We start from the raw sequence: 24,137 nt of genomic DNA, 5'->3' as shown, positions 1-24,137 counted from the left end.
TCGGAATCTTTTTTTAATTTTACGTAAAACCAAAAGCAGAGCAAGACCATGGCAGACGAACGAACCAGATACAGCGATGCCGAACTCGAGGAGTTCAAGCAGCTTATCCTGAAAAAGCTGGAAAACGCACGCGCGGACTACGAGCTGCTGCGCGCCACCATAACCCACACGGCCGACAACGACACGGAGGACACCTCCCCCACGTTCAAGGTGCTCGAAGAGGGCGCGGCTACCCTCTCCAAGGAGGAGAGCGGACGGCTGGCCGCCCACCAGATGAAGTTCATCCGCAACCTCGAAATGGCGCTCGTGCGCATCGAGAACAAGACCTACGGCATCTGCAAGACCACCGGCAAGCTCATCCCCAAGGAGCGGCTGATGAAGGTTCCCCACGCCACGGAGTGCATCGAGGCCAAAGAGGGCCGGCGATAATTCGGGGGGGGGAGCGATATACCTGGAAGCAGGCGACAGTCCCGGGAGAGACAGTAATACCCAAGGGGAGGCAATCTCTCTGGCAGGCGACGGTCCCCGAGTAGTCGCAAGGGTCTGACAAGCGGAGCATAATGCTTGGGATCGTCGGTTCGGAAAAGGCGGCGAAATGCCGTATCCCCGGCAGAATCCGGAAAGGCCGGAACCGGAAATATCCGCAGACGAACCCGGGCAGGGCCGGCTGGCGATGCTCCGTCCGCGATCCGATGCTCCCCACGCTGCAAACGCTGCGGCAGCGATTCACCGATAGAAAGGTTCCCCGCAAGGGTGAACCTTTTTTCGTGTCCCGGGAGCATAGACAGCCCCCTCTCCATACGTTTTCCCGCAAAAATGCGTTATCTTTGACACGATGTACTCCCGGGTTTGCATACTCTTCCTGACCTTGCTCGCGGCCGTGACGGCGTTCGCCCGCGTCGCAGGTCCCGACATGCACACCCCCAACGAGGCGCTGCACGCCCCGGATGCGGGTCTGCGCGCTCCCGACTACGTCGATACGCTCGACACGCGCGTCACGGAGCGCAACCAGCGGCTCTACGACAGCATCGAGTCGAAAACCAGCCGCCGCGCCGTGCCGCGCCTGCTCTACAAGATGTTCTTCGTCAAGCCCCGCCTCGACACCACGGCCAGCGGACGTGTCCTCGACGAAACCCGCCTCCTGGCCCCCTACACGGGCAAGACCATCGGAGAGATCCGCATCGAACGAGAGCAGGTCTTCGATCCGGGCGGCAACTGGCTGGAGCGCGCGGGCAACAAACTGCACTGGCTCACGCACGAACGCGTCATCCGCCGCGACCTGCTGTTCAAGACGGGTGACCGCTTCGACCCGGACCAGATCGTGCGCAGCGAACAGCTGCTCCGCTCGCGTTCGTACATCTCCGACGCCGACGTGACCGTAGTCCCCGACTCGACGGACACCACGCGCGTCGACCTCGTCCTGCGCACGCGCGACAGCTGGACCATCAGCGTCGACGCCGGGCTTCGCTCCGAGGGGCGCACGATGGTGGGCCTCTCCGACGACAACATCTTCGGCACGGGAAACCGGCTCAAGGTCATGACCAATTTCAGCCGTCACGACTTCTCTTACGGCGGAAACCTGTTTCAATACGAGATTCCCAACCTGTTCGGTTCGTTCTACGGCGTGAAGATCGAGGCCGGGCGCAGCTTCTACGAGGAGACACTCGCTCTGGGGCTGAAGAAAGAGTTTCTCAAACCCACGGACTACGAAGTGGGCGTGACCTACAACGATCTGCGGTCGAAGCACTACATGGTCGAGCAGGACACCTCCGAGATCGTCAAGGTCCGCAACCTCGACCTCTGGGCGGGCCGCTCGCGCTACATCCGACCGCTGCGGTCGAGCTTCTTCATCACGGCCCGCTACAACTACGCCCGTTTCAGCGAACGCCCCGCGGTGTGGTACGGTTACAACCCCGCGCTGCACGACCGCGACGCGCTGCTGACCGGCGTGGGTCTCTACCGCGAGAAGTTCCTGACGGCCAATATGGTATACGGCTTCGGAACCAAGGAGTATCTGGCCACGGGTTACAAGGCCGAGCTGGTGACCGGCTATTCGTGGGGCGAGTTCAGCGACGCGCTCTACCTGGGCATGGGGTACAAGACGGGCGGTTTCCGTTCGATCGGCTACATCATGGGCGGCTTCACGCTCGGCAGTTACATCGACCACACGAGCGGCATGTGGAGCCGCAGCGCCGTGGACATCGACCTGCGCTGGTTTTCGAACCTCTTCATCTTCCGCCGCAACCGCATCCGCCAGTTTCTCTCGTTCAACTACACGCAGGGGTGGAACCGCGAGGTGGGCAACAACGAAAGCATCCGCTTCACCGACCGCAACGGCCTGCAGGCGCTCGACGAGTACATCACGGGAACCAACCGCATGGTGCTCAACACCGAAACCGTCATCTTCGCCCCGTTCCAGCCGCTCGGATTCCGGTTCGCCTTTTTCGGATTCGCCGACTTCGGACTGATCGGCTACTCGCCCAACACGTTCAAAAACGACTTCTTCACCTCGTTCGGAATCGGCGTGCGCATCAAGAACGAGCGTCTGATATTCAGCCGGGTGCAGATCCGGCTGGGCATCGCCTTCGGCAAACACGGACTGGTCGCAAGCGACTATTTCCGCATGTCGAACGGCACGCGGCTCGAGGAGTACCGCTACCGGCCCGCGCGGCCCGAGATCGTCGGGTTCGAATAGTTCCGCGGAGAGAGGAGGGGCCTATTCCTATTCTTCCCAAGTATACCCCATCTTCTCCTTATTCCCTTCCCTTGTATAGACAAATAACCCGGAACAGCCTGACGCCGTTCCGGGTTGCGAACTTTTTATTGGTCACCTATGGTTATTTTTGGGTGCTGATTTCAATCGCCCCGTCCCGGGCCTCCTCGCCGTACTTCTTCACGGCCACGTCGCCTTTGTAGATATTCATCCGATGGATCCGGCCGGAGCCGATCTTCTCCAATGCAGCCTTGTCGGCCTTCTTTCCGTCAATTATAATGAGCGGATTGCCCTTTATGCCGTTGCTGATCGTATTGTAGGACAGCTTGTCCGCACTCAATGTGACGGAGTTCTCCTTCTCTCCGTCGGCGTTGGTGGTGATACTCGTATGCACGGTCACATCGGCCTGTCCGGAAGTTTTGCCGATATACGGCTGCTTCGCATCTGCAATCTCCTGCTCGGCGGCCCGAATCTGCTCGCGCGCCTGTTCGATCTGCTTCTTCGCATCGTCCAACTGCCGGAGTGCGGCTTTCCACTCCTTTTTATTCATCTGCTTGCGGTTGCTCTCCAGCGCGGCACGCGCCGCTTCGATCCCCTCCTGGCCGGCTTTTATTCCTTCACGCGCGGCGACGACCCCCTCGCGGGCGGCCTTTACACCCTCCTGCGCGCGCTGTGCCGTTCCTTTCTTGGTCGTGATGAAGATCAGGCTCTCGGAACCCGATTTATCCACCCGCATATGGAGAATATCTTCCGGCTTGAGGTCGACTTTGCTCCGGTCGTTCACCATCTTTCCGTCGATGATGAAGACCGATGGATCGTCTTGCACGGCATCCTCACCCCGGCCCCGGATAACGTAAGTCTTGTTATCACCAACCGACTTCACCCGCACGACCTCACCCGTAAGCTCCGGCCCCGGCTTCTCGCCCGAACCGAGCACGACGACCTCCTCTTCCGGCAGGCCCGCACCGATCACGACAACCTTCTCTTCCGGCAGGTCCGCTCCGGCTTCGGCGGCATCCCCCTCCTTGCGAAGCGTCACCTCGATAACCCCGTCTTTCCCCTTTTCGCCGTAGCGGTCCGTGGCTGCCGCACCTTTATACACCTTGACCTGGGCGATCCGGTCCGAAGGCAGCCCGTCCGTCGAAGCTGCTTGCTTGCCGTCGACCAGCACGAGCGGCTTGCCGTCGATGCCTGCGACGGCAGTTTTTCCATCGGTTATTTGGACGGTAACCGATTCTTTGGTAACTTTGTCCTGCGGAGCGACATAGGCGGTTCGGGCGAAAGCTCCCAGCGCAAGCCCGGTCAGCGGCAGCAGGAAGAGCGCTTTGGCTGCGGCCCACCGCGACGATTTTTTCTGTAACATCATGGTAATACGGTTTTTAAGTTTACTGTGATTGAAGCTGTTGGCTATCGAGTACCACCTCCCGCCGGCAGCTTTCTTTATGAGCATCAGTTGATAGTGGCGCGCGTCGACGCCGCTGTCGAGCACCACCTCGTCGGCCTCGTATTCGTGGATGGCCCGCAGCTCGCGCCGCAGCAGCCACATGGCCGGATTGAACCATTGCAGGCATCCGGCCAGATCGGTCAGCAGCAGATCCCACGAGTGGCGCAGCCGCAGGTGGGCCCGTTCATGGATCAGAATCTCCGGTCCGCTCTCGGCGTAATCCCGCTCGGAGAGGACGATGTAGCGACCCCAACTGAACGGCATTACCGCCTCGTCCAGCCGCACGAGCACCGCCCCGTCGTCGAGCCGCTCGCGGCGACCCCGGCGAATGAGGCGCACCACGCCGCCGATCGACCGAAGCATCCGGCCCAACGTCACCGCGGCCCCGATCAGGAAAACGGCTGTCGCCAGCCTCTCCCACGGAAAGGGTTCGGGCTGCGGTTCGGCCGGGAGCACCGCCGCCGTTTCCGTCGGCAACTCCGGCAGCGCAGGCAGTTCGCGCACCACCGTAATGACGCACAGCGGCAGCACGAACGAGAGCGCAACGGCCGCCAGCACGACGATACGGTTGAAGCGGTGGAACGTCTCGCGGCTCAGCAACAATTTGAAAAAGAGGTAGAAGACGGCCAGGCAGACGCCCGCCTTGGCGCTGTACAGCATCAGATCGTACCACATGGCTATCGGTTATGGGCGTTTTCGATCCGGTCGATCAGCCCGCGCAGCTCGTCGACCGAGATTTTCTCCTCCTCGACCAGCGCCGAGACGGCCCCGAGGTAGGAATTTTCGAAATAACGGTTGATGACGCTGCCCAGCGTGCGGCGCGAGAACTCCTCCTCGCTCACCACCGGGTAGTAGCGGTAGGTGCTGCCGAACGCCTCGTGCGACAGGTAGCCCTTCGCCTCCAGCGCCCGGACCATCGTCGAGAGGGTGTTGAAGTGGGGTTTGGGGTCGGGCGAAAGCGCCACCAGCTCGCGCACGAACAGCGCTCCCCGCTCCCAGAAGCAGCGCATCAGCTCCTCTTCGCGGCGCGTGAGTTTTTCGGGAATCTCTTTCATATCCTTATTTTTCGGTTTCCAACTCTTCGAGACACTCCAACAAACGGCGTCGCTGCAGCGTGCTCGATCCGATCTCGACGCAGCGGATGACACCCTTGCGATCGACGATCACTGTCGTGGGGGTCTGTTCGACACCAAATTCGTCCCACAACTTCCGGGCATCGACGATCCGGTGAAAGGCGAACCCCTGCCGCTCGACGATCGGGCGAATCTCCTCGGCCGAGTTCCAGGTTACGGCCAGGCATAACGCATCGGGACACGCCTCGATCCAGGTATTAAGCTCCGGCATCTCGCGGATGCAGGGCCGGCAGCCGGTATACCAGAAATTGAGCACCACCGGACGGCCCTTCGCATCGCGTTCGGTCCAGGTACGTCCCGCATCGTCGACCTCCGTGAAAGGCGGCATCGTCTGGCCGACCCCGTGGCGGAGCGGTTCGGGCGCCCCCATCGTAATGGTGAACAGCCGCGTCTGCTGCGCCGCTTCCAGAAGCTCCTTTCCGCAGAAGACCCGCTCGACCGGGATGGCCAGCTCAGCGGCCTCGGCCGAAAGGTGCGTCCCCTTGGGATAGATCGTCACCGCCACCCTGCCGCCCAGCGAATCCTTGATCAACCCCGCCCGGATAGGAACCGTGGGATACGGTTCGGGCTGCTCGGTGAAGAAGTGCCCGTCGATCAGGCTGGCCGCCCGGATCCATCCGTCCCCGCCCTGCTGAGCGCACGCATGACCGGCCGCCAGAGCCAGTCCCAGTAAAATCACCCATTTTTTCATCGTTCTCTGTCTGTTGTCCGACATCCCGAGCAGGCCGGAGAGGTTGTGAGCTGCCGGGAATCTAACCGGATGCTCTCCGACGCCGCCGGACCCATCCGGAGTTCTCTTCGACAAAGGTAACTAAAAAAATTTCACCCACAACTATTTTCCATAGTTTTTTAACTAATAAAATTAGTTTATCGGAAATTTCGGGTTTTTCGGCGAAATGATTACTTTTGAAAAACGGATCGGCGACAAGGTCTGGAATCCGGGCGGAGGGGGCTTATCGGAGAAAAGTTTTCGGGCGGCAGCCTGCGGAGGAACGCGGTATGCGGGCCTCTGCTGCGAAGGTTTCCTTGCCCTTTCTTCAAAAGAAAGGGCGAAAGAGAGGCGCACGCAGAAAACGGCGGCCATCCGCCCTCCTCCTCGCTGAACGGGCACGAAAGCTAAAGCATATCGCACGCCCGTTCCGGGCGCTCGGCGTCGGACAACCGTAATTCCCGCCGTTTCCAGAAGTGCGCGGGCTGGTGCGGCGCGATGCGCCGCAGTGGTTGATTCGTGCGGCTGTCTGCGAAGGGATGCGCTGGCGGAAAGATATCGGGCAGCAGCCTGCGGAGTGCACGCGACAAGCGGGCCTCCGCTGCCGGAGGCTGCGGCCCGCCGACCTAAAGGTCGAAGACAGAACAAACCGAACACCCGCGCGGCTCCGAGAAGCCGCAAATTGAGCCAAAGAAATTTATACCTGAGGCTCTTCTCCCTCCCTGAGGGAGGGTCGGGGTGGGGTCAGATTTACAAACGCGGCCATGGGCCGCGAGGCTGCATCCTCCGGTTTACAGCCAAAACAGGACAAACCGGACGGCTCCTGGAGCCGCAAATCCGGATGAGCCGACACAGCCCGGCCGATCGATATTTTTGTAACTTACTATAATGTTACTTCTTGCAGACAGCGGATCGACCCAATGCACCTGGATCGCTACGGACGGCGAACGGCACGCAACCGTTCGCACGCGGGGCATCAACGCCGTGCAGCAGAGCGTCGAACGGATCGCCGCCGTGCTCGCGGAGCTTCCGACCGGCTTCTGCGCCCCCATACAGGCCGCAACAGGGAGTGTTCCGACCGAGGGAGCCGACCTCTCCGTGGTGTTTTACGGCGCGGGGTGCGGCCCTCAGTTTCCGGAAGCGAGCGAACGGATGACCGCAGCGCTACGCAGGCATTTCCGTACGCCCCGCATCGAAGTCCACTCCGACCTGCTCGCAGCGGCCCGCGCGCTGTTCGGACGCGGCGAAGGCATCGCCTGCATCCTCGGCACGGGTTCCAACTCCTGTCACTGCCGCGGAGGCGGGATCGTCGGAAACATCCCGCCGCTGGGTTACGTGCTGGGCGACGAGGGGAGCGGCGCGGTACTGGGCCGCAACCTGCTCAACGCCGTCCTCAAGGGGCATATTCCCCTGCGCGACGAGCTGTTCGCCGCTACGGGGCTCGATTACGAGGGGATTATCCGCCGCGTCTACCGCGAGCCCGCCGCCAACCGCTTTCTCGCCTCGCTGGCTCCGTTCGTACACGCACACCTCGCCATGCCCGGGGTTCGGCAGCTGGTCACGGAGAGTTTCCGCGACTTCGCCCGCCGCAACCTCACGCGCTACCCCGCCGGACTTCCCGTGGCCTGCATCGGCGGCGTAGCGGCCCACTTCGCGGAGATACTGCGCGAAGCGCTCGCCGCGGAGGGGTTCACCCTCTGCCGCATCGAAGAATCGCCCGCCGAAGGGCTTATCCGCTACCACCATGGAACATAGAATCACCGAACAACCCTCCCCCTACGACGACCTGCAGCGCATGTCGGTGCACGACCTGCTCACGGGCATCAACCGCGAGGACGCCCGCGTACACGAAGCCGTGCGGCAGACCATCCCCGTCATGGAACGGCTCGTCGAACGCGTCGCCGAACGCATGCAACGGGGCGGACGCATGTTCTACATCGGAGCCGGGACGAGCGGCCGGCTGGGGGTGACCGACGCCTCGGAGCTGCCTCCGACCTACGGGGTGGCCGACGACCGCGTGATCGGTCTGATCGCCGGAGGCGACCGTGCCCTGCGCCGCTCGGTGGAGCATGCCGAGGACGACCCCGAGGGGGCCTGGCGCGATATGGCGCCCTACCGCCCGACGGCCGGAGACATATTAATAGGTATCGCCGCCTCGGGAACCACCCCCTACGTGGTGGGCGGAGTGCGCAGCGCCCGGCGGGAAGGGCTTCTGACCGCCGTCATCACCTGCAACCCCTCTTCGCCTGCCGCCGCCGAGGCGGAATATGCGCTCGAAGCGGTAGTCGGTCCCGAATTCGTGACGGGTTCGACGCGCATGAAAGCGGGAACGGCACAGAAACTGATGCTCAACATGCTCTCTACCGCCGTGATGATCCGCCTGGGCAAGGTCGAGGGCAACCGCATGGTCCACATGCAGCTCACCAACGACAAGCTCGTCGCGCGCGGCGTCGGCATGATCGTCCGCGAAACGGGGCTTCCGAACGACGAGGCGCGCGCGCTGCTCTTGCGGTGCGGATCGGTCAAGCGGGCGCTGGACACGCTGCGCGACGAAAAGCCGGTCGGCAAAGAACCGCCGGTGAACCCGAAAAAATAATAAGAACACCAAGAAATATGGCAAAGCTCTTTTCCGAACGGGAGATCCGCGCCGTGGCGATCTTCCTGCCGCTGGCAGCGCTGGCGATTCTGGCCGTCGCACTCGTCCGGCCCCTGGCCGACACCGCCGCAGCCCGGCGTGCCGAGCAGCAGATGGAGGCGCGCACGGCCGAACCCCGACTGCAACCGTTCGACCCCAACACGGTGACTTTCGACGAACTGCTCGCCCTCGGTTTTTCGAAGCACGAAGCGGTCAGCCTGCTCAAATTCCGGGCGGCGGGCAAGATCTTCCGCATCCCCGAGGACGTGACGCTCTGCTACGGCATCGGCGACTCGCTCTACCGCCGCATCGCCCCCTACATCCGCATCGGACGGCGCTACATGATCGCGCCCGAGCAGTACCGCACCGGGCGCTTGATCGCCGATCCGCTGCCGCCGTCGCCCTTTCGCATCGACACGGTGAGCGCCCGCTACCTGCGCGCCATCGGAGCCTTGTCGAAACGGCAGGCCGAGGCGTTCATCCGCTGGCGCGACCTGAGCGGCATCCGCGACATGGAGGAGCTGAGGGCTTGCTACGTGGTGAGCGACTCGGTGGCCGCAGCGCTGGAGCCGTACATTATTTTTCCCGATCCGATCCTGCACCCGGCGGATGTCGCCCTGGAGCTGAACTCGGCCGATTCGATGCAGCTGCGGGCCGTGGTGGGGATCGGCGAAAAGACCGTCGGAGCGATCCTCCGCTACCGCGAACGGCTCGGCGGATTCGTCCGTGCGGAGCAGCTGGCCGAGGTTCCGGGCGTTACGGAGCGCAATTACGAAAGAATTTTGAAACAAATTTACTGCGACAGTTGCAAAATTCGAAAAATTGATGTTAACTTTGCAACCCCGAACGAGTTGGCGCGCCATCCATACCTGGCCCCCCGCTCGCTGAGGAAACTGTTGAAAGCAAGACAGCTGAAAGGAGGTTGGAGCAGCACCGAGGAATTGATTGCAGATGACATATTGACCCGCGAGGAGACAGCACGACTGGCTCCCTATCTGCATTTCGGCTCCGAAGGCGAACCCCACAACGAGTAACGAACCCTTTCCGGGCGGCATCCGCACGATGCCCCCAACAAACAAATCGAAAAGAATAAAACAAACAAAAAGCAAGTATATCATGATTATCATGCCGGTTAAGGAGGGCGAAAACATCGAACGCGCCCTGAAGAAATTCAAACGTAAATACGAGCGCACGGGCGTACTGAAGGAGCTTCGCCGCCGCCAGTACTTCACCAAGCCGTCGATCGCCAAGCGCGAGGCCATGCAGCACGCCGTTTACGTGGAGCACATGTACCGCGACGAGGACTAAACGTCGGCGTTTACAAGACCAGCGGGCAGACAACTTTCGGGTTGCCTGCCCGTTTCGCATTCTCGTGTCGGAGCCGCAGGCTACCGACTGCAGTCCGAGAAAGCCCGCCCGGATGCCGCATTCACCCGGAAACACCCCGCCGTCGCATCCTCTCCGGCGCCCGTTGGATTATTACCCCCGTTCCGCTACCGTCCGGCCGGTCCGCCCCGAATCCCTACCCCGATGAAAGTCAGCGGGCAGTCCGTGAAAGCCCGCACGGATGCCGCACTCACTCGGAAACATTTCCTACGGCGCCCTCTGCCGCAGCCCTCCATTGCCCTTTCAATCGCATCCCTGTCCAAAGCTCCTCCGTCGCATCCTCTCCATCGCCCCTCGGTCGCAACTCCACCGGCTCCATCGCCCCTCGGCCGCAACCCTAATCGCATCCTCTCCGACGACCGCCGGATTATTACCCCGTTCCGCTACCATCCGGCCGGTCCGCCCCGAACACCTACCCCGATGAAAGTCAGCGGGCAGCCCGAAAAAGTCCGCACGGAGAATTTATCCGCAGCCGATTTGCCGCCCGATTTTATTTTCCGATACCGGAAAGATTTATTATATTTGTTGGAAAACCTGTCCGCAGTGACTTCGATTTTCCGACATATCGCACGCACGCTGATTCTCCTGCTGGCCGCGCTCCTTTCCGAAGTGCCCGCGGCGGCGCAGCACGTCGCGTTCAGCCACCTGACCACCGACAACGGACTGTCGCAGTTCTCTGTCAACGCGCTCTACCGCGACGAACGGGGGTTCGTCTGGATCGGCACGCGCGAGGGCCTCAACCGTTACAACAGCAACGGAATCAAGACGTTCAAGCAGCGCAAGGGCGATCCGGCAAGCCTCTTCTGCAACACCGTGCTGCGCATCACGGGCGACGGCGACGGCTCGCTCTTCCTGCTCTGCAGCGAGGGCGTGGCCCGCTTCGACATCCGCCGCGACGAGTTCCGCACGCTGCTCAACGGCACGGCGTCGGCCATCTATTACGACGACGGATTCTACGTCGCCCGCGGCACGCAAATTTTCCGCTGCAACACCGAAAACGGCGAGCTGGCCCCCTTTTACGCCCTCCCGGCCGACATCACGGGCGAGATCACCTGCCTGCTGCGCGACGCGGCGGGAATCCTCTGGATCGGAACCGACCGCAGCGGTCTCTACGGCCTGCGCCCGGACGGGACGCTGGAGCACCCGTTCGGCCGCTCGAACGTGACGAGCATCTACGAGGATTCGGCCCGCGGCCTCTGGGCGGGCACGTGGGAGGAGGGTTACTACCACCGTCCTGCGGGGGGGGGCACGTGGATCAACCGCCGCAGCGCGCCCGGCGAACTGCTCTCCGACTTCGTACGCTGCTTCGTCGAGGATGACCGGGGCGACCTCTGGATCGGGACTTTCCTCGGCCTGAACCGGCTCGACCCGAAGAGCGGACGGATGAGCGCCTATGTGGCGGACGGAAGCGCGGAGGGACTGACCCACTCCTCGATCTGGTGTCTGATGAAGGACCATCAGGGTACGATCTGGGCCGGGACCTACTTCGGCGGAGTCAACTACTTCAACCCCGAATACGAGATATACACCCGCTATAAAGCCGCGGAAAAGCCCGGCCGGGGGCTTTCGTCGCCCATCGTGGGCAAGATGATCGAGGATAGGGAGCACAACCTCTGGATCTGCACGGAGGGCAGCGGCGTCAACGTGCTCGACCGCAGGACGGGCCGTTTCCGCTGGTATCGCCACACGCCCGGGGCCAACAGCATCTCGCACGACAACGTGAAGGCGATCCGCTACGACCCCAAGCGCCATGCGATGTGGATCGGAACCCACCTGGGCGGCTTGAACCGCCTCGACCTTCCTACGCAGCGCTTCACGCACTACCGCGCCAAGGCGGGAGATGCAACCACCCTCCCCTCGGACATCGTGCGCGACGTGGTGCTCTACGGCGACAGCCTCGTCGTGGCCACGCAGGAGGGCGTCTGCGTCTTCGACCCGGCGACGGGCCGCGCGCGGCAGCTCTTCCGTGATACGGCTCAGGGGCGGCGCATCAAGGCCGTGGCCTCGCTGCTCTTCGACAGCCGGGGTACGCTTTGGGTCGCCGCCACGGGCGAGGGACTTTACGCCTACCGCTTCGACACGGGCACGCTGACCCGCTACCGGCATGATCCGGACGATCCGGCGAGCCTGAGCGGCAACAACGTCAACAGCATCGTGCAGGACCGTGCGGGCAACCTGTGGATCGCCACCTCAGGCACGGGGCTTGACCGCTACCGCTACGAAACGGACGATTTCGAGAACTTCGACGCCGCGCACAACGGTCTTTCGAGCGACTGCATCTACGACATCCGCGATTCGGGTACGGGCAAGTTGCTAATTATCACCAACGAGGGTTTCTCACGCTTCGACTACGCCACCCACCGCTTCGACAACCACACCCTTTCGAACGGCTTCCCGCTGACGGCCATCAACGAAAACGCCATCTGCTACACGCACGACGGACGGCTTTTCCTGGGCGGCACGCAGGGGATGGTCTCATTCGACCCCGAGGCGGTCGACTTCGCGCCCAAGCCCTACCGCATCGTGCCGAGCCGGCTGATCGTCAACGGCGAGACGGTCGCCGTGGGCGACCGTACGGGCATCCTCGGCAACGCCCTCTGCCACACCGCCCGCATCCGGCTGCGGGCGCGCTATTCGGTCTTTACGGTGGAGTTCGCCACCTCGAATTTCATCCCCGCGAACCGGGAAGAGCTGGTCTACCGACTGGAGGGGTTCTCCGACGCATGGACCCCGACGCGCGGGCAGACCGAGATCACCTACACCAACCTCAACCCGGGCCGCTACACGCTCGTGGTCCGCAGCGCCCGCGCGGCAGGTCCCGATACGCCCGAAGCCCGGCTCGAGATCGAGGTGCTGCCGCCTTTCTACCGCTCGACCTGGGCGTGGCTGCTCTACCTGCTGACCGCCGGAGGCATCCTCTGGGCGCTGGTGCGCGCTTACCGCAGCCGTATCCGCCTGCAGGAGTCGCTGCGCTACGAGCAGCAGCACATCCGCGACGTGGAGGCGCTCAACCAATCGAAGCTGCGCTTCTTCACCAACATCTCCCACGAATTTCGCACGCCGCTGACCCTTATCTTGGGGCAGGTCGAGATGCTGCTGCAGGTGCAGTCGTTCACCCCGACCATCTACAACAAGGTGCTGCGCATCTATAAGAACGCTCAGCAGCTCAAAGAGCTGATCGGCGAACTGCTCGACTTCCGCAAGCAGGAGCAGGGGCACATGAAAATCCGCGTCTGGGAGCAGGACCTCGTGGCGTTCCTCTGCGAAAACTACCTCCTTTTCCGCGAATACGCCGACTACCGCCGCGTGCGGCTGACTTTCGACCATGCCGAGCCGACGCTTCCCGTCTGGTTCGACCGCGCGCAGCTGCAGAAGGTGGTCAACAACCTGCTTTCCAACGCCCTCAAACATACTCCCGCCGACGGAAGCATTACCCTCTGGGTGCGGCGGGAGGCAGGAAAGGCCCTCTTCGGCGTGACCGACACGGGGCAGGGAATCGCCGCGGAGGACCTCGCCCGCATCTTCGACCGTTTCTACCAGGTTCCCGACACGGAGCAGGCCGCGGCGCAGGGGACCGGGATCGGACTGGCTCTCTCGAAGGGCATCGTCGAACTGCATCACGGCACGCTGACCGTCCGAAGCCGGCCCGGTGCTGGCAGCACCTTCACCGTCGCGCTGCCGCTGGGACGCGAGGCGTTCACGCAAGAGCAGATCGCCGTGCGGGACGCCGCCGAGGAGGCGGCGCAGGCGGGGGAGACCGCGCTGCCGGAGAGCGCCTTCGCACGCGAGAAGCAGGAGATGGACGAGGGGGTTTTCCGCCGCATCCGGGGCGCGCGCATGCTCATCGTGGAGGACAACGAAGCGCTGCGCGAAATGCTCGTACGTCTGTGCGAGCCTTACTACGAGGTTTCGACCGCCGCCGACGGCGAAGAGGCGTGGGAGAAGATCTTGCGCGAGGAGCCGCAGATCGTACTTTCGGACGTGGTGATGCCGCGCCTCTCGGGCACGGAGCTTTGCCGCCGCATCAAGGACGACATCAACACCTGCCACATCCCCGTCGTGCTGCTCACGGCCCGCACCGCCCCCGAACACACGCTCGAAGGGCTGCGCACGGGTGCGGACGACTACATCATTAAGCCCTTCAATACGGCGCTGCTGCTCTCGCGCTGCAACAACCTGGTCAACAGCCGCATCGTCCTGCGCGAAAAGTTCAGCCGCCAGCCCGGGCGTTCGGCGCGCATGCTGGCCACCAACCCCAAGGACCAGCAGCTGATCGAACGGGCGACGGCCATCATCGAACGCCACCTGGACGATCCCGAGTTCAGCGTCGGGGTCTTCTCGCGGGAGATGGGCATGGCCCGCACCAACCTCTTCGCCAAGCTGAAGGCCATCACGGGCAGCACGCCCAACGAGTTCATCTCGACCATCCGTCTCAAGCGGGCCGCCGCCCTGCTGGCCGAAAACCCCGATCTGAACGTCTCGGACATCGCCGACCGCACGGGATTCAGCTCGGCACACTACTTCAGCAAGTGCTTCAAGGCGCAGTTCAAGCTCAGCCCGCTCTCCTACCGCCGCAACCTCGGGCAGGAGTCTGCGACGGGAACCGACGGTTAGGACGGCTCCCGGAAAAGGGAGCGCCGAAAAAAGCCGATGCAAAAGGGAACCCGGAAAAAGGGCCGGGGGGGGGCAACATCATGAAGGAGCGCCGCAGACAGATTTTCGGGGATAGGAATGGCAGGATGCGACGCAAACGGAGTTTCGGGAAAAAGGAGCCTGACCGCTCGGAGGACGGGCGTCCGCAGTCCGCGTCCGGATTGGGAAGCGTCACGGAGCGCCCTACCCCCAAAATATGGACGATATGGCAAACCGGACGGACGATACCGCCACCCCGATGAATGCCGAATGGCCTAAATTAGCACCCGTGAATCGAACCATACAAACCGAACCGAATGAATCAATTTTAACCACCAACCTATGAAAACCTGCAAGAATCTGTTGTCAGTCCTGCTATCGGCGATGCTGATTGCGAGCCTGACAGGGTGTCAGGATTACGACATTCCTGCCGCCAACACGTCGCTGAGCTATCCGGCAGGCGAAATGACGCTGGGCGAGGGGACCTATACCTCGGCCGCGCCCACCCTCCGCACAACCTCCGCGCCGCAGTTCGTCGTCACGGCCGTCAGGCACAACGGCGCGGCGGCCGACCTGTCGCTGGCCGATGTCAACGCGACCACCGGCGTCATCAACCTCACCCCGCCGAGCGACCCGTCGGCCGTGGGCGAGTGGTTCGTCTCGATCCGTCTGGTCGACGGCGACTACGCGGAGGAGTATCCCGACGTGCTGAAAGTCGTGGTCCGGGGCATCGTCTTCGAGCATCCGGAGGTGACCGCCACCCGCGGCGAGGAGCTGACCGTCCCGGTCCAGCACGCCTACCTGGTTCAGGAGACGGGTACGGTCTACACGCTCGTAATGCCCGACCACAACCCCGACTACACGCATTTCTCGGTCGACAAGTCGACCTGCGCCGTGACCGTCTCGGCCGCTGCCGAAGCGGGGGTCTATCCGCTCTCGATCCGCGTGGTAAACCGCACCAATCCCGACGGATTCGTCTTTGCGGACGTCCTCACCGTGACGGTGGAGAGCAAACCCTACGACCTGAAGTACGAACCCGACGCCATCGCGCTCATTCCGCTCGAGGGACACACCTCGCCCCGGCCCACCGTCCGGGCCGCAGCGGCCGCCGAGGGCACGCAGGTGAGCTATGCGCTGCTCGACGACTTCGGGGTCTTCACGATCGACGCTGCGACCGGCGTGATCACCCTCCCGGAGGACACGCCGCTGGTAACCCAGTCGGCCAAGACGTTCGAACTGCAGGTGCGCGTGACCAATGCCAAGGGGACGACCTCGTTCCCGAGGGCTTATACCGTCACGGTCGATCCCGACAAGAAGGCCGAACCCGTGACGAAAGTCAACTACCCCGACGCGTTCCCCGTCGCGCTGCGGCCGGGCGAAGCGTGGACCTCGCAGCGTCCGTCGGTCACCGGCTCGACGGTCGGCATCGAATGGTCGCTCGAAAATGCCCCCGAAGGGGTTTCCATCGACCGCAAGAGCGGTATCGTCACGCTGGCCCAAGGCCACCGCATGCCCTTCCTCACGCAGGACAACAAACTCACCGTGCTGGTTACGAATCAGGGCATGGAGACCCCGTTCCGGACCTATCTGGGCGATTTCAGCATCGATCCCGTGCTCTGGCAGATCGCCTTTGTCACCAACTCGAAGGACAATTCGCTGACCAACAGCGGCATCGCCAATATGGATCGCTATTCGTTCTCGGGCAAGCTGGAGACCAACTACAACAAGACCGACCAGTCGACGGCCACGACCATCGCCGTGAAGAACGGCTGGGGCAAGGCTTCGGCCAATTCGGCCAACGGCATCACCTGCATCGACGCCACGGGCGTCAACAACGCCAACACCGAGGCGGGCAATACGAACATGAACAACGACTGGGTGGTCTCCTCCGAGATCGAGATTCCGGCCGGCAGCTTCAACCCCGCCATCAGCTTCAACTTCCTGCACCAGTACGGAACCGACGCGCAGAACATCCTCGAGGTCTGGATCGCCCAGATCGACGCTCAGAACATCTATGTAAAGGGCGACGAGGCGCAGGACGACAAGGGCCTCGACGCCGTGCCGGGCAGCCTGCAATGGACGCCGCTGGCCACCACCGACCAGAACAATGCGGCCATCCCCGCCAAGATCGAGTACAACCTGGTGCAGAGCGGCAAGAACCTGCAGAACTTCCCGCCGGCTCCCCGCAGCTTCGACATTTCGGCCTGGAAGGGCAAGAAGATACGCTTCGCGCTGCGCTACTGGAACCCGACCGCGAACAACAACAACAGCCGCACCTACCGGATCGAGTCGCTCCGCGTGGAAGATTCGCTCGCCGACTGATCCCGCAGACAGCCCAAGTAAAACCTTAGAATCGAAGAATCATGAAACATATCCTCAAAACAGGCTTCACGCTGCTGCTGCTCATCGGTGCGGCGTCGCTATATGCCCAGACGGTCCCCGTTTCGGGTACGGTCTACGACGAGAACAACCAGCCCCTGCCCGGCACGTCCATCATCATCCAGGGCACGCCGCGCGGAACCACCTCCGACACGAAGGGGCACTTCAACCTCTCGGCCGAGAAGGGGCAGAAGATCGTCTTCTCCTTCATCGGCTACACGGACAAGGTGATGCCCGTCACGCAGAACATGACCGACCTCTCGGTACGCATGGAGGCCACGGCCAACGCCATCGAAGAGGTGGTCGTCTCGGTCGGCTACGGCCAGATGGCCAAGAAGGACATTTCGGGCGCGGTCTCCACGGTCAAGGCTTCGGACCTGGAGAAAGGCGTGGTCTCGGCCAACTTCTCCGACGCGCTGGCGGGCCGCATGGCCGGCGTGCAGGTGACCAGCTCGGAGGGCGGTCCCGGCGCGGGCGTCGACATCACCATCCGCGGCGGCAACTCGCTCACCGGAAGCAACGCTCCGCTGTGGGTCATCGACGGCTTCCCCATAGAGAATCCCAACACCTTCTCCATCGACTCGAAGGACATCGAGCAGATGCAGGTGCTCAAGGACGCCTCGGCAACGGCCATCTACGGTGCGCGCGGCGCCAACGGCGTCATCATCATCGAGACCAAGAAGGGTACGGACAACGGTCAGGTCAACGTGGAGTACAACGGCAAATTCTCCGTGAGCACCCTCCCCTCGGAGCGCAAGATGCGCATGCTGCAGGGGCTGGACTACCTCTACATGGCCAAGGCCGTGGCGGACAACTACTCCTCGACGGGTTTCGCCACCTTCGCCGACCGCTATCTGGTGAACGACCTCTTCAAGCGCGACTCCCCGGGCGGACCCTACACGCTCGACGCCTCGGGCAACCGCATCGAGCTGACCTACGCCAAGGCCGCCGACTGGGAGAAACTCACGATCGAGGACTATGCCGACCTGCCGTGGACGATGCACGACTGGCAGGACGAGGCGTTCAAGAACGCCATCACCCACTCTCACCGCGTGGCCATCAACGGCGGCAACAAGTCGACCAAGTACAACGTTTCGACCGACGTGTTCCTGCAGGACGGCCTGCTGCTCAATACGGGCATCGACAAGTATAACTTCCGCGCCAGCCTCGACCAGCAGATCAGCAAGAAGTTCCGCTTCGTGGGGCTGGTGAACTACAACGCCACGCGCCGCCACGGTCTGCAAAGCTCCGAGGGCAACCGCAACTCGATCATCCGCGACATTCTCCAGTATCAGCCCGTCAACCCGATGAAATACGGCGACCTGGGCGTGGAGGGCGTCCCGGCGGACGTCGACACCGACACAGGCAACCTCACCTACCACCCGATCCGCAACCTGAACAACGCCTACCGCGAAATCTACATCGACCAGCTGACCATCAACGGAACGCTCCACTACCAGATCGCCAAGCCGCTCAAGCTGATGATCCGCGGCGGATATACGCACTACACCACCGTGCAGGATTCGTATAACAACGCCGACAGCCGCTACGGCCACCCGATTCTGCAGACCAACGGCATCAACGCCTACAAGTCGCAGGTCGTGCGCGACACGTGGTTCAACGAGTACACGCTCACCTACGCCAAAACGTGGGGCCGCCACCGCTTCGACGTGATGGGCGGCTACACGATGGAGGGCTACCTGAACAAGAGCGTCGCCAACACCTATATCAAGTTCCCGACCGACGTGCTGGGCATGGACAACCTCAGCCAGGGTACGGCGCAGCCGGCCGTCACCGCCATCGAGGAGTTTTTCACCATGTCGTTCCTCGGCCGCGTGAACTACGTCTACAACGACAAGTATATCTTCACGGCTTCGTTCCGTGCCGACGGCTCGTCGAAATTCCTGGGCGACAACCAGTTCGGCTACTTTCCCTCGGGAGCCTTCGCCTGGCGCGTGTCGCAGGAGAACTTCCTGCGCGACGTGCCCTGGCTGTCGAACCTCAAGCTGCGCGCCTCGTGGGGTCTGACGGGCAACAACCGCATCGGCGGTTCGAGCGCCTACGCCGCCCTCTACAACAGCGCCAACACGGGCTACCTGTTCAACGGCAGTCTGGTCTACGGCTACCAGCCCTCGCGCGTCGAGAACCGCGACCTGAAGTGGGAGACCACGCGTCAGGCCGACGTGGGCATCGACTTCGCCGTGTTCAGCAACCGCATCAACCTCACGGTCGACTGGTATCACAAGAAGACGAAGGACCTGCTGCTCTACTCCGACCTGGCCACCTCGTCGGGCTACCAGAGCGCCTACCTCAACATCGGTTCGGTGCAGAACCAGGGCTGGGAGTTCGCCCTGAACACCACCAACATCGACCACAAGCACTTCCGCTGGTACACCTCGTTCAACATCTCGTTCAACCGCAACAAGGTGCTTGCGCTCAACAGCGGCCAGGCGTACATGCTCAGCAAGCCCAACTGGTATCAGAACTACGACGAGGACCAGTACATCGCCCGCATCGGGGAGCCTGCGTCGATGATCTACGGCTACGTCTACGACGGCGTTTACCAGAACGAGGACTTCTACTACGCCGACGGCAAGTATGTGGTCAAACCGGGCGTTCCCGGCCAGATCGGCTCGCTCACGAACATCAAACCCGGCCACACGAAGTACCGCGACATCAACGGCGACGGCAAGATCGACGCCAACGACCGAACCGTGATCGGCAACCCCAATCCGAAGCACTTCGGCGGCTTCACCAACAGCTTCGAGTGGTACAATTTCGACCTGTCGGTATTCTTCACGTGGGTGGCGGGCAACGACATCCTCAACGCCAACGAGACGCTGCTGACCAGCTTCGACAGCTCGCGCAACAACTACCTCACGAAGACCACCGGCTTCTGGAGCCCGACCAACCCGACCAACGACATGCCGGCGATCCCGAGCGCCGAGAGCCAGATCGAGCGTTGGGTGACCTCGCGCTCGGTGGAGGACGGCAGCTATCTGCGCCTGCAAAACATCACGCTGGGCTACAACCTCAACGCCAAGAAGGTCCCCTTCCTGCGCAAGATCGGTCTCTCGGCCCTCAGGGTTTACTTCTCGGCCGACAACCTCTTCGTATGGACCGACTACACCGGCTACGACCCCGAGGTGAACACCAACTCCTCGGCCCTGATGCGCGGGCTGGACTACTGTTCCTATCCGCGTTCGCGCACCTACACGTTCGGTCTGGACCTCAAATTCTAATCGCTAAACGTACACGAACATGAAAAAATACCTCATACCCGTATTGATGGCCGTGCTGTTGGCCGCCTCGTGCAGCAAGCTGGACATCGCACCCCGCGGCGAGATGAACGACAAGGAGAAGGCCTACAAGAACCCGAGTATCCGCGAACAGGTGCTGGCAGGCGTCTACGCCTACCTCTACAACGAAGCCACCTGGGGCGCATTCATCTCCATCCGCATGGAAGCCGCCACCGACGTGGCCATCTCGCGTTCGACCACGGCGGGCGAAGTGGCCAACAATTCCCACACCGCAACGACGCTCAACGACCCCTGGCGCGTGCTATACGCGGGCATCAACGCGGCCAACGAGTTCATCCGGCTGGCCGACACCTACATTCCCGACGACGAAACCGCCGAAGAGACCGCCGTGCGCCTCCAGCAGATCTGCGAAGCCCGCTTCCTGCGCGCCTTCTACTACTTCACGCTGGTGCGCATGTTCGGCGACGTGCCGTTCCGCACCGAACCCACCACGGACCTGAACGATCTGGATATCGCCCGCACCTCGGCCGTCGAAATCTATCACTTCATCGTGCAGGAGCTGAACGAGATTCAGGCCCTGATGCCCAATCCCGACCAGGTGGAGTACGGCCACGTGGCCAACACGGCGGCACAGACCGCGCTGGCCGACGTCTACCTCAACCTGACGGGCTACCTGATGAAAGACCGCCTGCCGGCCGACTCGATGCAGAACAATCTCATGTACCGCCGCGCGGCGCACTGGAGCCGCAAGGTGCTGGAGAATCCGGTTCACGACATCACCAAGACCGACTATATCACCGTATTCATGAACTCCGTGCGGCAGATTCCCAACCTCAACGAGCAGATCTGGGAGTTGCAGACCATGTACCTGCGTGGCACCAACGGCTACAACACCGACAGCCGTCTGGGCAAGTACAACGGCATCGGCGGCGCGAACACCAAGGAATACGCCGCCGACGCATGGATCTACCAATCAGCCGGGCTGCGCCCCCTCTACGCCAAGATTTCGGAGAAGGACGTTTCGTCTTACGATCCGGAGTCCATCGCAGACACCTGGAAAGACGGCAAGGACCAGCGCGCGACGTGGAACTGCACGGTGTTCAAAATGACCAAAGAGACCAAGCACAACGCCCCCGACACGACCGCCGTGACGACCAGTCCGGTCAACGTTTTCCAGTTCTACCCGGGCAAGTACCGCACCATCTACGCCAACACGGCCGCCGAATGCGCATCGCGCAGTTACAGCGGGGCACGCCTGCCGATGTACCGCATCGCCGAGGTGCACCTGATGCTGGCCGAGGCGCTCAATGCGCTGGATGACCAGCAGGGCGCCGTCGAGCAGATCAACATCGTGCGCCGGCGCGCCAAGGCCACCGAGGTGCAGGGCGTGCCCTCGCAGGAGAAGGTCTTCGAACTGGTGGTCGACGAGCGCGCCCGCGAGCTTTGCTTCGAGGGCAAACGCCGCTTCGACCTGGTGCGCTGGGGCCTCTACGAGAAGAAGCTCGCCGAGATCGAACCGCTCTACCGGCAGGCCTACAACGGCGAGCTGGCCGCGACCTCGCAGGGCTGGGTGCGCGACAAGATGGGCGCGTTCAACAACTTCAACCCCGAAGTGCACTACATCATGCCCATTCCGCAGGACGAGATCAGCCGCAACGGCCTGATCCCGCAGTCGGAACAAAATGAGGGCTGGGGAGGCAACAGAAAGTGGAAATGATCCGTTAGCAGGTTATGAACCGAATCAACCGAATCGCCATGAAACGACTCATCACCCTGTCGCTGCTGACGCTGCTGGCGGGAGCGCTGCTCCTGCCGGCGGCGGCAACGGCGGCCAAACCCGCCAAACCCGCCAAGAGCAGCACGGGCCAGATCAAGAAGATCAAGCTGCGCATGCTGCGCTACTACGAGGGCGGCAAGCCCAGCGACACCGCCGTCGAGGAGATTCTCGGCCGCATGGAGGCCGACGGCTCCTTCTCCAACATCGACTACGCCGACCAAACGTTCAACACCGGCGGGCGGAAAACGCCCCACCTGGTAGACCTAGGCAAGCTGGCGCGCGCCTACGCCACCACCCCGGGCACGTATTACAAGGACCGCGACCTCTACGACGCGATCACCCGTTCGCTCGCCTACTGGATCGACCTGAACCTGGAGGACCAGAACTGGTGGCATCGCATCATCGGCTGGCCGAAGAATCTGATCCCCACGCTCGTGCTGATGGGCGACGACATGAAGCGTTACGACAAAGAGTTGTATGCCAAATTCATCGACTACATGACCCACTCCTGGTCGATCCCCGAACAGCGGGCGCAGGACGGCGCCAACGGCACGGACATCTGCCAGGTGACCTTCACCGCGGCGGTCTCGTCGGAGAACGGCGAACTGCTGGGCGAGGTGATGGAGAAGGTCAATTCGCTCGTCAAGATCGCCGAGGGCGACCGCGAGGAGGGCATCCAGCCCGACTTCTCCTACACGCAGCACAACGGCAGCGGGCGGCAGCTCTACCTGGCCACCTACGGCCGCGACTACGTGAACGGCATCCTCTTCTTCCTGAACTTCGTCAACGGGACCGACTTCTGGCTCGCCCCCGAAAAGGTGGACATTTTCGAGCGGTTGTTCCTCGACGGGCTTGTCTGGACCTGGTATGCCGGGGAGATCGACGTCAACCAGTACGGCCGCGGCCTGCTGCGCAACAGCACCGCACCCTCGTTCCTCGACATGGCGCAGCAGCTGGCCGCGTTCGGCACGCCGCGCGCCGACGAGCTGAAAAAGATGATCGCGCTGATGAAGGGTTCGGGCGAGCTTAACGGCAACCGCATGTTCCCCCGTACCGACTACATGATCCACCGCCCTGCGGGCGCGATGATCTCCACGCGCATGACCTCCGTGCGTACGGTCGGCAACGAGGCGGGCAACGCCGAGGGCATGGACAACTACCACACGGGCGACGGAGCCAACTACATCAAGGTCCACGGCGACGAATACAACCCGATCTACGCCGGGTGGAACTGGAAGCGCATCCCCGGGACGACCGTCATGGCCGACCGGCGTGCGATGCCCGCTCCGATGTGGGGCGAGGGCGGTCAGGGCGGCAGCGAGTACGCCTCGGGCGCTTCGGACGGCCGTAACGGCGTCTGCGCCTTCATCTACGCCAAGGACAGCCTCACGGCCCACAAGGCGTGGTTCTATTTCGACGACTACTTCGTGGCCCTCGGCGCGGGTATCCGCAGCGACCGCAGGGACGCTCCGGCCGTGACCACGGTCAACCAGACCCAGCTCTCGGGCAAGGCGACCGCCGGCAGCGGCGGCGCGATGGCGGCGCTCGGCGGGAAGAACACCGCGCCGTTCGACCGGCTCTGGCACTACGACGTGGGCTACCGCTTCGATACGGGAACGCCGACCGCGGAAACTTATAAGGGGACCTATCCCGCGGAGTACAAGGGCAAAAAGGGCGACATTCTCTGGATCGGCTTCGACCACGGGACCGCCCCGCAGCAGGCCGTCTACGCCTACGCCGTCTACCCGGCGATCCGCGAGGAGGCGTTCCTGAAGCGCGGCGACGACTACCGCATCCTCAGCAACACGCCGCAGGTGCAGGCCGTGGCGGACCTCGCCTCGGGCAAGACGATGGCCGCCTTCTACGAGCCGGGCAGCATCACGGCCGAGGGCGCGGGAACGATCACGGTCGACCAGCCCTGTCTGCTGATCCACGACCGGGCCGCGGGCAAGACGACCGTCGCCAATCCGTTCTGCGAAAGCCGGCCGATGGAGTCCGTAACCGTCACGATCGACGGGCGCGAAGAGCGCATCCCCTTCGGCCGATAGCGAGCCGGACCGAAAAAAACA

The 24,137-nt window shown here is 62.7% G+C and carries 14 protein-coding genes; 11 read left to right on the top strand and 3 right to left on the bottom strand.

Going from position 1 to position 24,137, the window contains the following annotated elements:
• The first annotated feature begins 48 nt into the window (after nucleotides 1–48).
• Nucleotides 49–429, top strand: a complete 381-nt coding sequence (locus ACMO9O_RS07755; protein WP_009598700.1) for a TraR/DksA family transcriptional regulator — start codon at nucleotides 49–51, stop codon at nucleotides 427–429.
• A 406-nt stretch (nucleotides 430–835) separates the two neighbouring features.
• Complete coding sequence (locus ACMO9O_RS07750; RefSeq protein WP_418983294.1) at nucleotides 836–2,695, top strand: POTRA domain-containing protein; 1,860 nt, start codon at nucleotides 836–838, stop codon at nucleotides 2,693–2,695.
• 142 nt (nucleotides 2,696–2,837) lie between these two features.
• Here ACMO9O_RS07750 and ACMO9O_RS07745 read toward each other — a convergent pair whose 3' ends face one another.
• Genes ACMO9O_RS07745 through ACMO9O_RS07735 form a run of 3 tightly spaced genes read right to left on the bottom strand, consistent with a single transcriptional unit; the run spans nucleotide 2,838 to nucleotide 5,981 of the window.
• On the bottom strand, nucleotides 2,838–4,832 hold the full coding sequence (locus ACMO9O_RS07745; RefSeq protein ID WP_418983293.1) for a M56 family metallopeptidase: 1,995 nt from the start codon (nucleotides 4,830–4,832) through the stop codon (nucleotides 2,838–2,840).
• Nucleotides 4,833–4,834: 2 nt separating this feature from the next.
• Nucleotides 4,835–5,212 (bottom strand): BlaI/MecI/CopY family transcriptional regulator, encoded by a 378-nt coding sequence (locus tag ACMO9O_RS07740; protein ID WP_418983292.1) that lies wholly within the window; start codon nucleotides 5,210–5,212, stop codon nucleotides 4,835–4,837.
• Nucleotides 5,213–5,216: 4 nt separating this feature from the next.
• Nucleotides 5,217–5,981 (bottom strand): TlpA family protein disulfide reductase, encoded by a 765-nt coding sequence (locus tag ACMO9O_RS07735; RefSeq protein ID WP_418983291.1) that lies wholly within the window; start codon nucleotides 5,979–5,981, stop codon nucleotides 5,217–5,219.
• A gap of 906 nt (nucleotides 5,982–6,887) precedes the next feature.
• Between ACMO9O_RS07735 and ACMO9O_RS07730 the strand changes: the two genes are divergently transcribed.
• The 9 genes from ACMO9O_RS07730 to ACMO9O_RS07690 all read left to right on the top strand — a co-directional run bounded on the left by ACMO9O_RS07730 (nucleotide 6,888) and on the right by ACMO9O_RS07690 (nucleotide 24,116).
• Nucleotides 6,888–7,754: an ATPase gene (locus ACMO9O_RS07730; RefSeq protein WP_418983290.1), complete on the top strand. Its 867-nt coding sequence runs from the start codon at nucleotides 6,888–6,890 to the stop codon at nucleotides 7,752–7,754.
• The gene (locus ACMO9O_RS07725; RefSeq protein WP_418983289.1) at nucleotides 7,744–8,595 is read left to right on the top strand and encodes an N-acetylmuramic acid 6-phosphate etherase; all 852 of its coding nucleotides are present in this window, start codon (nucleotides 7,744–7,746) and stop codon (nucleotides 8,593–8,595) included. The genes ACMO9O_RS07730 and ACMO9O_RS07725 overlap by 11 nt, the downstream gene beginning before the upstream one ends.
• Nucleotides 8,596–8,612: 17 nt before the next feature.
• Nucleotides 8,613–9,668 (top strand): helix-hairpin-helix domain-containing protein, encoded by a 1,056-nt coding sequence (locus ACMO9O_RS07720; RefSeq protein ID WP_418983288.1) that lies wholly within the window; start codon nucleotides 8,613–8,615, stop codon nucleotides 9,666–9,668.
• A gap of 82 nt (nucleotides 9,669–9,750) precedes the next feature.
• A complete protein-coding gene (gene rpsU / locus ACMO9O_RS07715) occupies nucleotides 9,751–9,942 on the top strand; it encodes a 30S ribosomal protein S21 (protein WP_018695187.1) in 192 nt (63 codons plus the stop codon).
• 630 nt (nucleotides 9,943–10,572) lie between these two features.
• Complete coding sequence (locus ACMO9O_RS07710) at nucleotides 10,573–14,634, top strand: two-component regulator propeller domain-containing protein (protein ID WP_418983358.1); 4,062 nt, start codon at nucleotides 10,573–10,575, stop codon at nucleotides 14,632–14,634.
• Nucleotides 14,635–14,994: 360 nt separating this feature from the next.
• The gene (locus tag ACMO9O_RS07705) at nucleotides 14,995–16,974 is read left to right on the top strand and encodes a surface glycan-binding family protein (RefSeq protein ID WP_418983287.1); all 1,980 of its coding nucleotides are present in this window, start codon (nucleotides 14,995–14,997) and stop codon (nucleotides 16,972–16,974) included.
• A gap of 41 nt (nucleotides 16,975–17,015) precedes the next feature.
• Nucleotides 17,016–20,273 (top strand): SusC/RagA family TonB-linked outer membrane protein, encoded by a 3,258-nt coding sequence (locus ACMO9O_RS07700; RefSeq protein WP_418983286.1) that lies wholly within the window; start codon nucleotides 17,016–17,018, stop codon nucleotides 20,271–20,273.
• Nucleotides 20,274–20,292: 19 nt separating this feature from the next.
• Nucleotides 20,293–22,008, top strand: a complete 1,716-nt coding sequence (locus ACMO9O_RS07695) for a RagB/SusD family nutrient uptake outer membrane protein (protein ID WP_418983285.1) — start codon at nucleotides 20,293–20,295, stop codon at nucleotides 22,006–22,008.
• A gap of 38 nt (nucleotides 22,009–22,046) precedes the next feature.
• Entirely contained in the window at nucleotides 22,047–24,116 is a 2,070-nt protein-coding gene (locus ACMO9O_RS07690) for a polysaccharide lyase family 8 super-sandwich domain-containing protein (RefSeq protein ID WP_418983284.1), read from the top strand.
• Nucleotides 24,117–24,137 lie beyond the last annotated feature (21 nt).

This window comes from Alistipes sp. (assembly GCF_048465635.1).
Taxonomy (GTDB): domain Bacteria; phylum Bacteroidota; class Bacteroidia; order Bacteroidales; family Rikenellaceae; genus Alistipes.
The sequence above is the reverse complement of the archived record's forward strand: the minus strand, read 5'-3'. Positions and strand labels throughout refer to the sequence as shown.

Bases quoted from the DNA above. Each gene is read 5' to 3' on its own strand.
- ACMO9O_RS07700 (WP_418983286.1), top strand. From the start codon at position 17,016: ATGAAACATATCCTCAAAACAGGCTTCACGCTGCTGCTGCTCATCGGT.
- ACMO9O_RS07740 (WP_418983292.1), bottom strand. From the start codon at position 5,212: ATGAAAGAGATTCCCGAAAAACTCACGCGCCGCGAAGAGGAGCTGATG.
- rpsU (WP_018695187.1), top strand. From the start codon at position 9,751: ATGATTATCATGCCGGTTAAGGAGGGCGAAAACATCGAACGCGCCCTG.
- ACMO9O_RS07725 (WP_418983289.1), top strand. From the start codon at position 7,744: ATGGAACATAGAATCACCGAACAACCCTCCCCCTACGACGACCTGCAG.
- ACMO9O_RS07705 (WP_418983287.1), top strand. From the start codon at position 14,995: ATGAAAACCTGCAAGAATCTGTTGTCAGTCCTGCTATCGGCGATGCTG.
- ACMO9O_RS07750 (WP_418983294.1), top strand. From the start codon at position 836: ATGTACTCCCGGGTTTGCATACTCTTCCTGACCTTGCTCGCGGCCGTG.
- ACMO9O_RS07690 (WP_418983284.1), top strand. From the start codon at position 22,047: ATGAAACGACTCATCACCCTGTCGCTGCTGACGCTGCTGGCGGGAGCG.
- ACMO9O_RS07730 (WP_418983290.1), top strand. From the start codon at position 6,888: ATGTTACTTCTTGCAGACAGCGGATCGACCCAATGCACCTGGATCGCT.
- ACMO9O_RS07745 (WP_418983293.1), bottom strand. From the start codon at position 4,832: ATGTGGTACGATCTGATGCTGTACAGCGCCAAGGCGGGCGTCTGCCTG.
- ACMO9O_RS07720 (WP_418983288.1), top strand. From the start codon at position 8,613: ATGGCAAAGCTCTTTTCCGAACGGGAGATCCGCGCCGTGGCGATCTTC.
- ACMO9O_RS07695 (WP_418983285.1), top strand. From the start codon at position 20,293: ATGAAAAAATACCTCATACCCGTATTGATGGCCGTGCTGTTGGCCGCC.
- ACMO9O_RS07755 (WP_009598700.1), top strand. From the start codon at position 49: ATGGCAGACGAACGAACCAGATACAGCGATGCCGAACTCGAGGAGTTC.
- ACMO9O_RS07735 (WP_418983291.1), bottom strand. From the start codon at position 5,981: ATGAAAAAATGGGTGATTTTACTGGGACTGGCTCTGGCGGCCGGTCAT.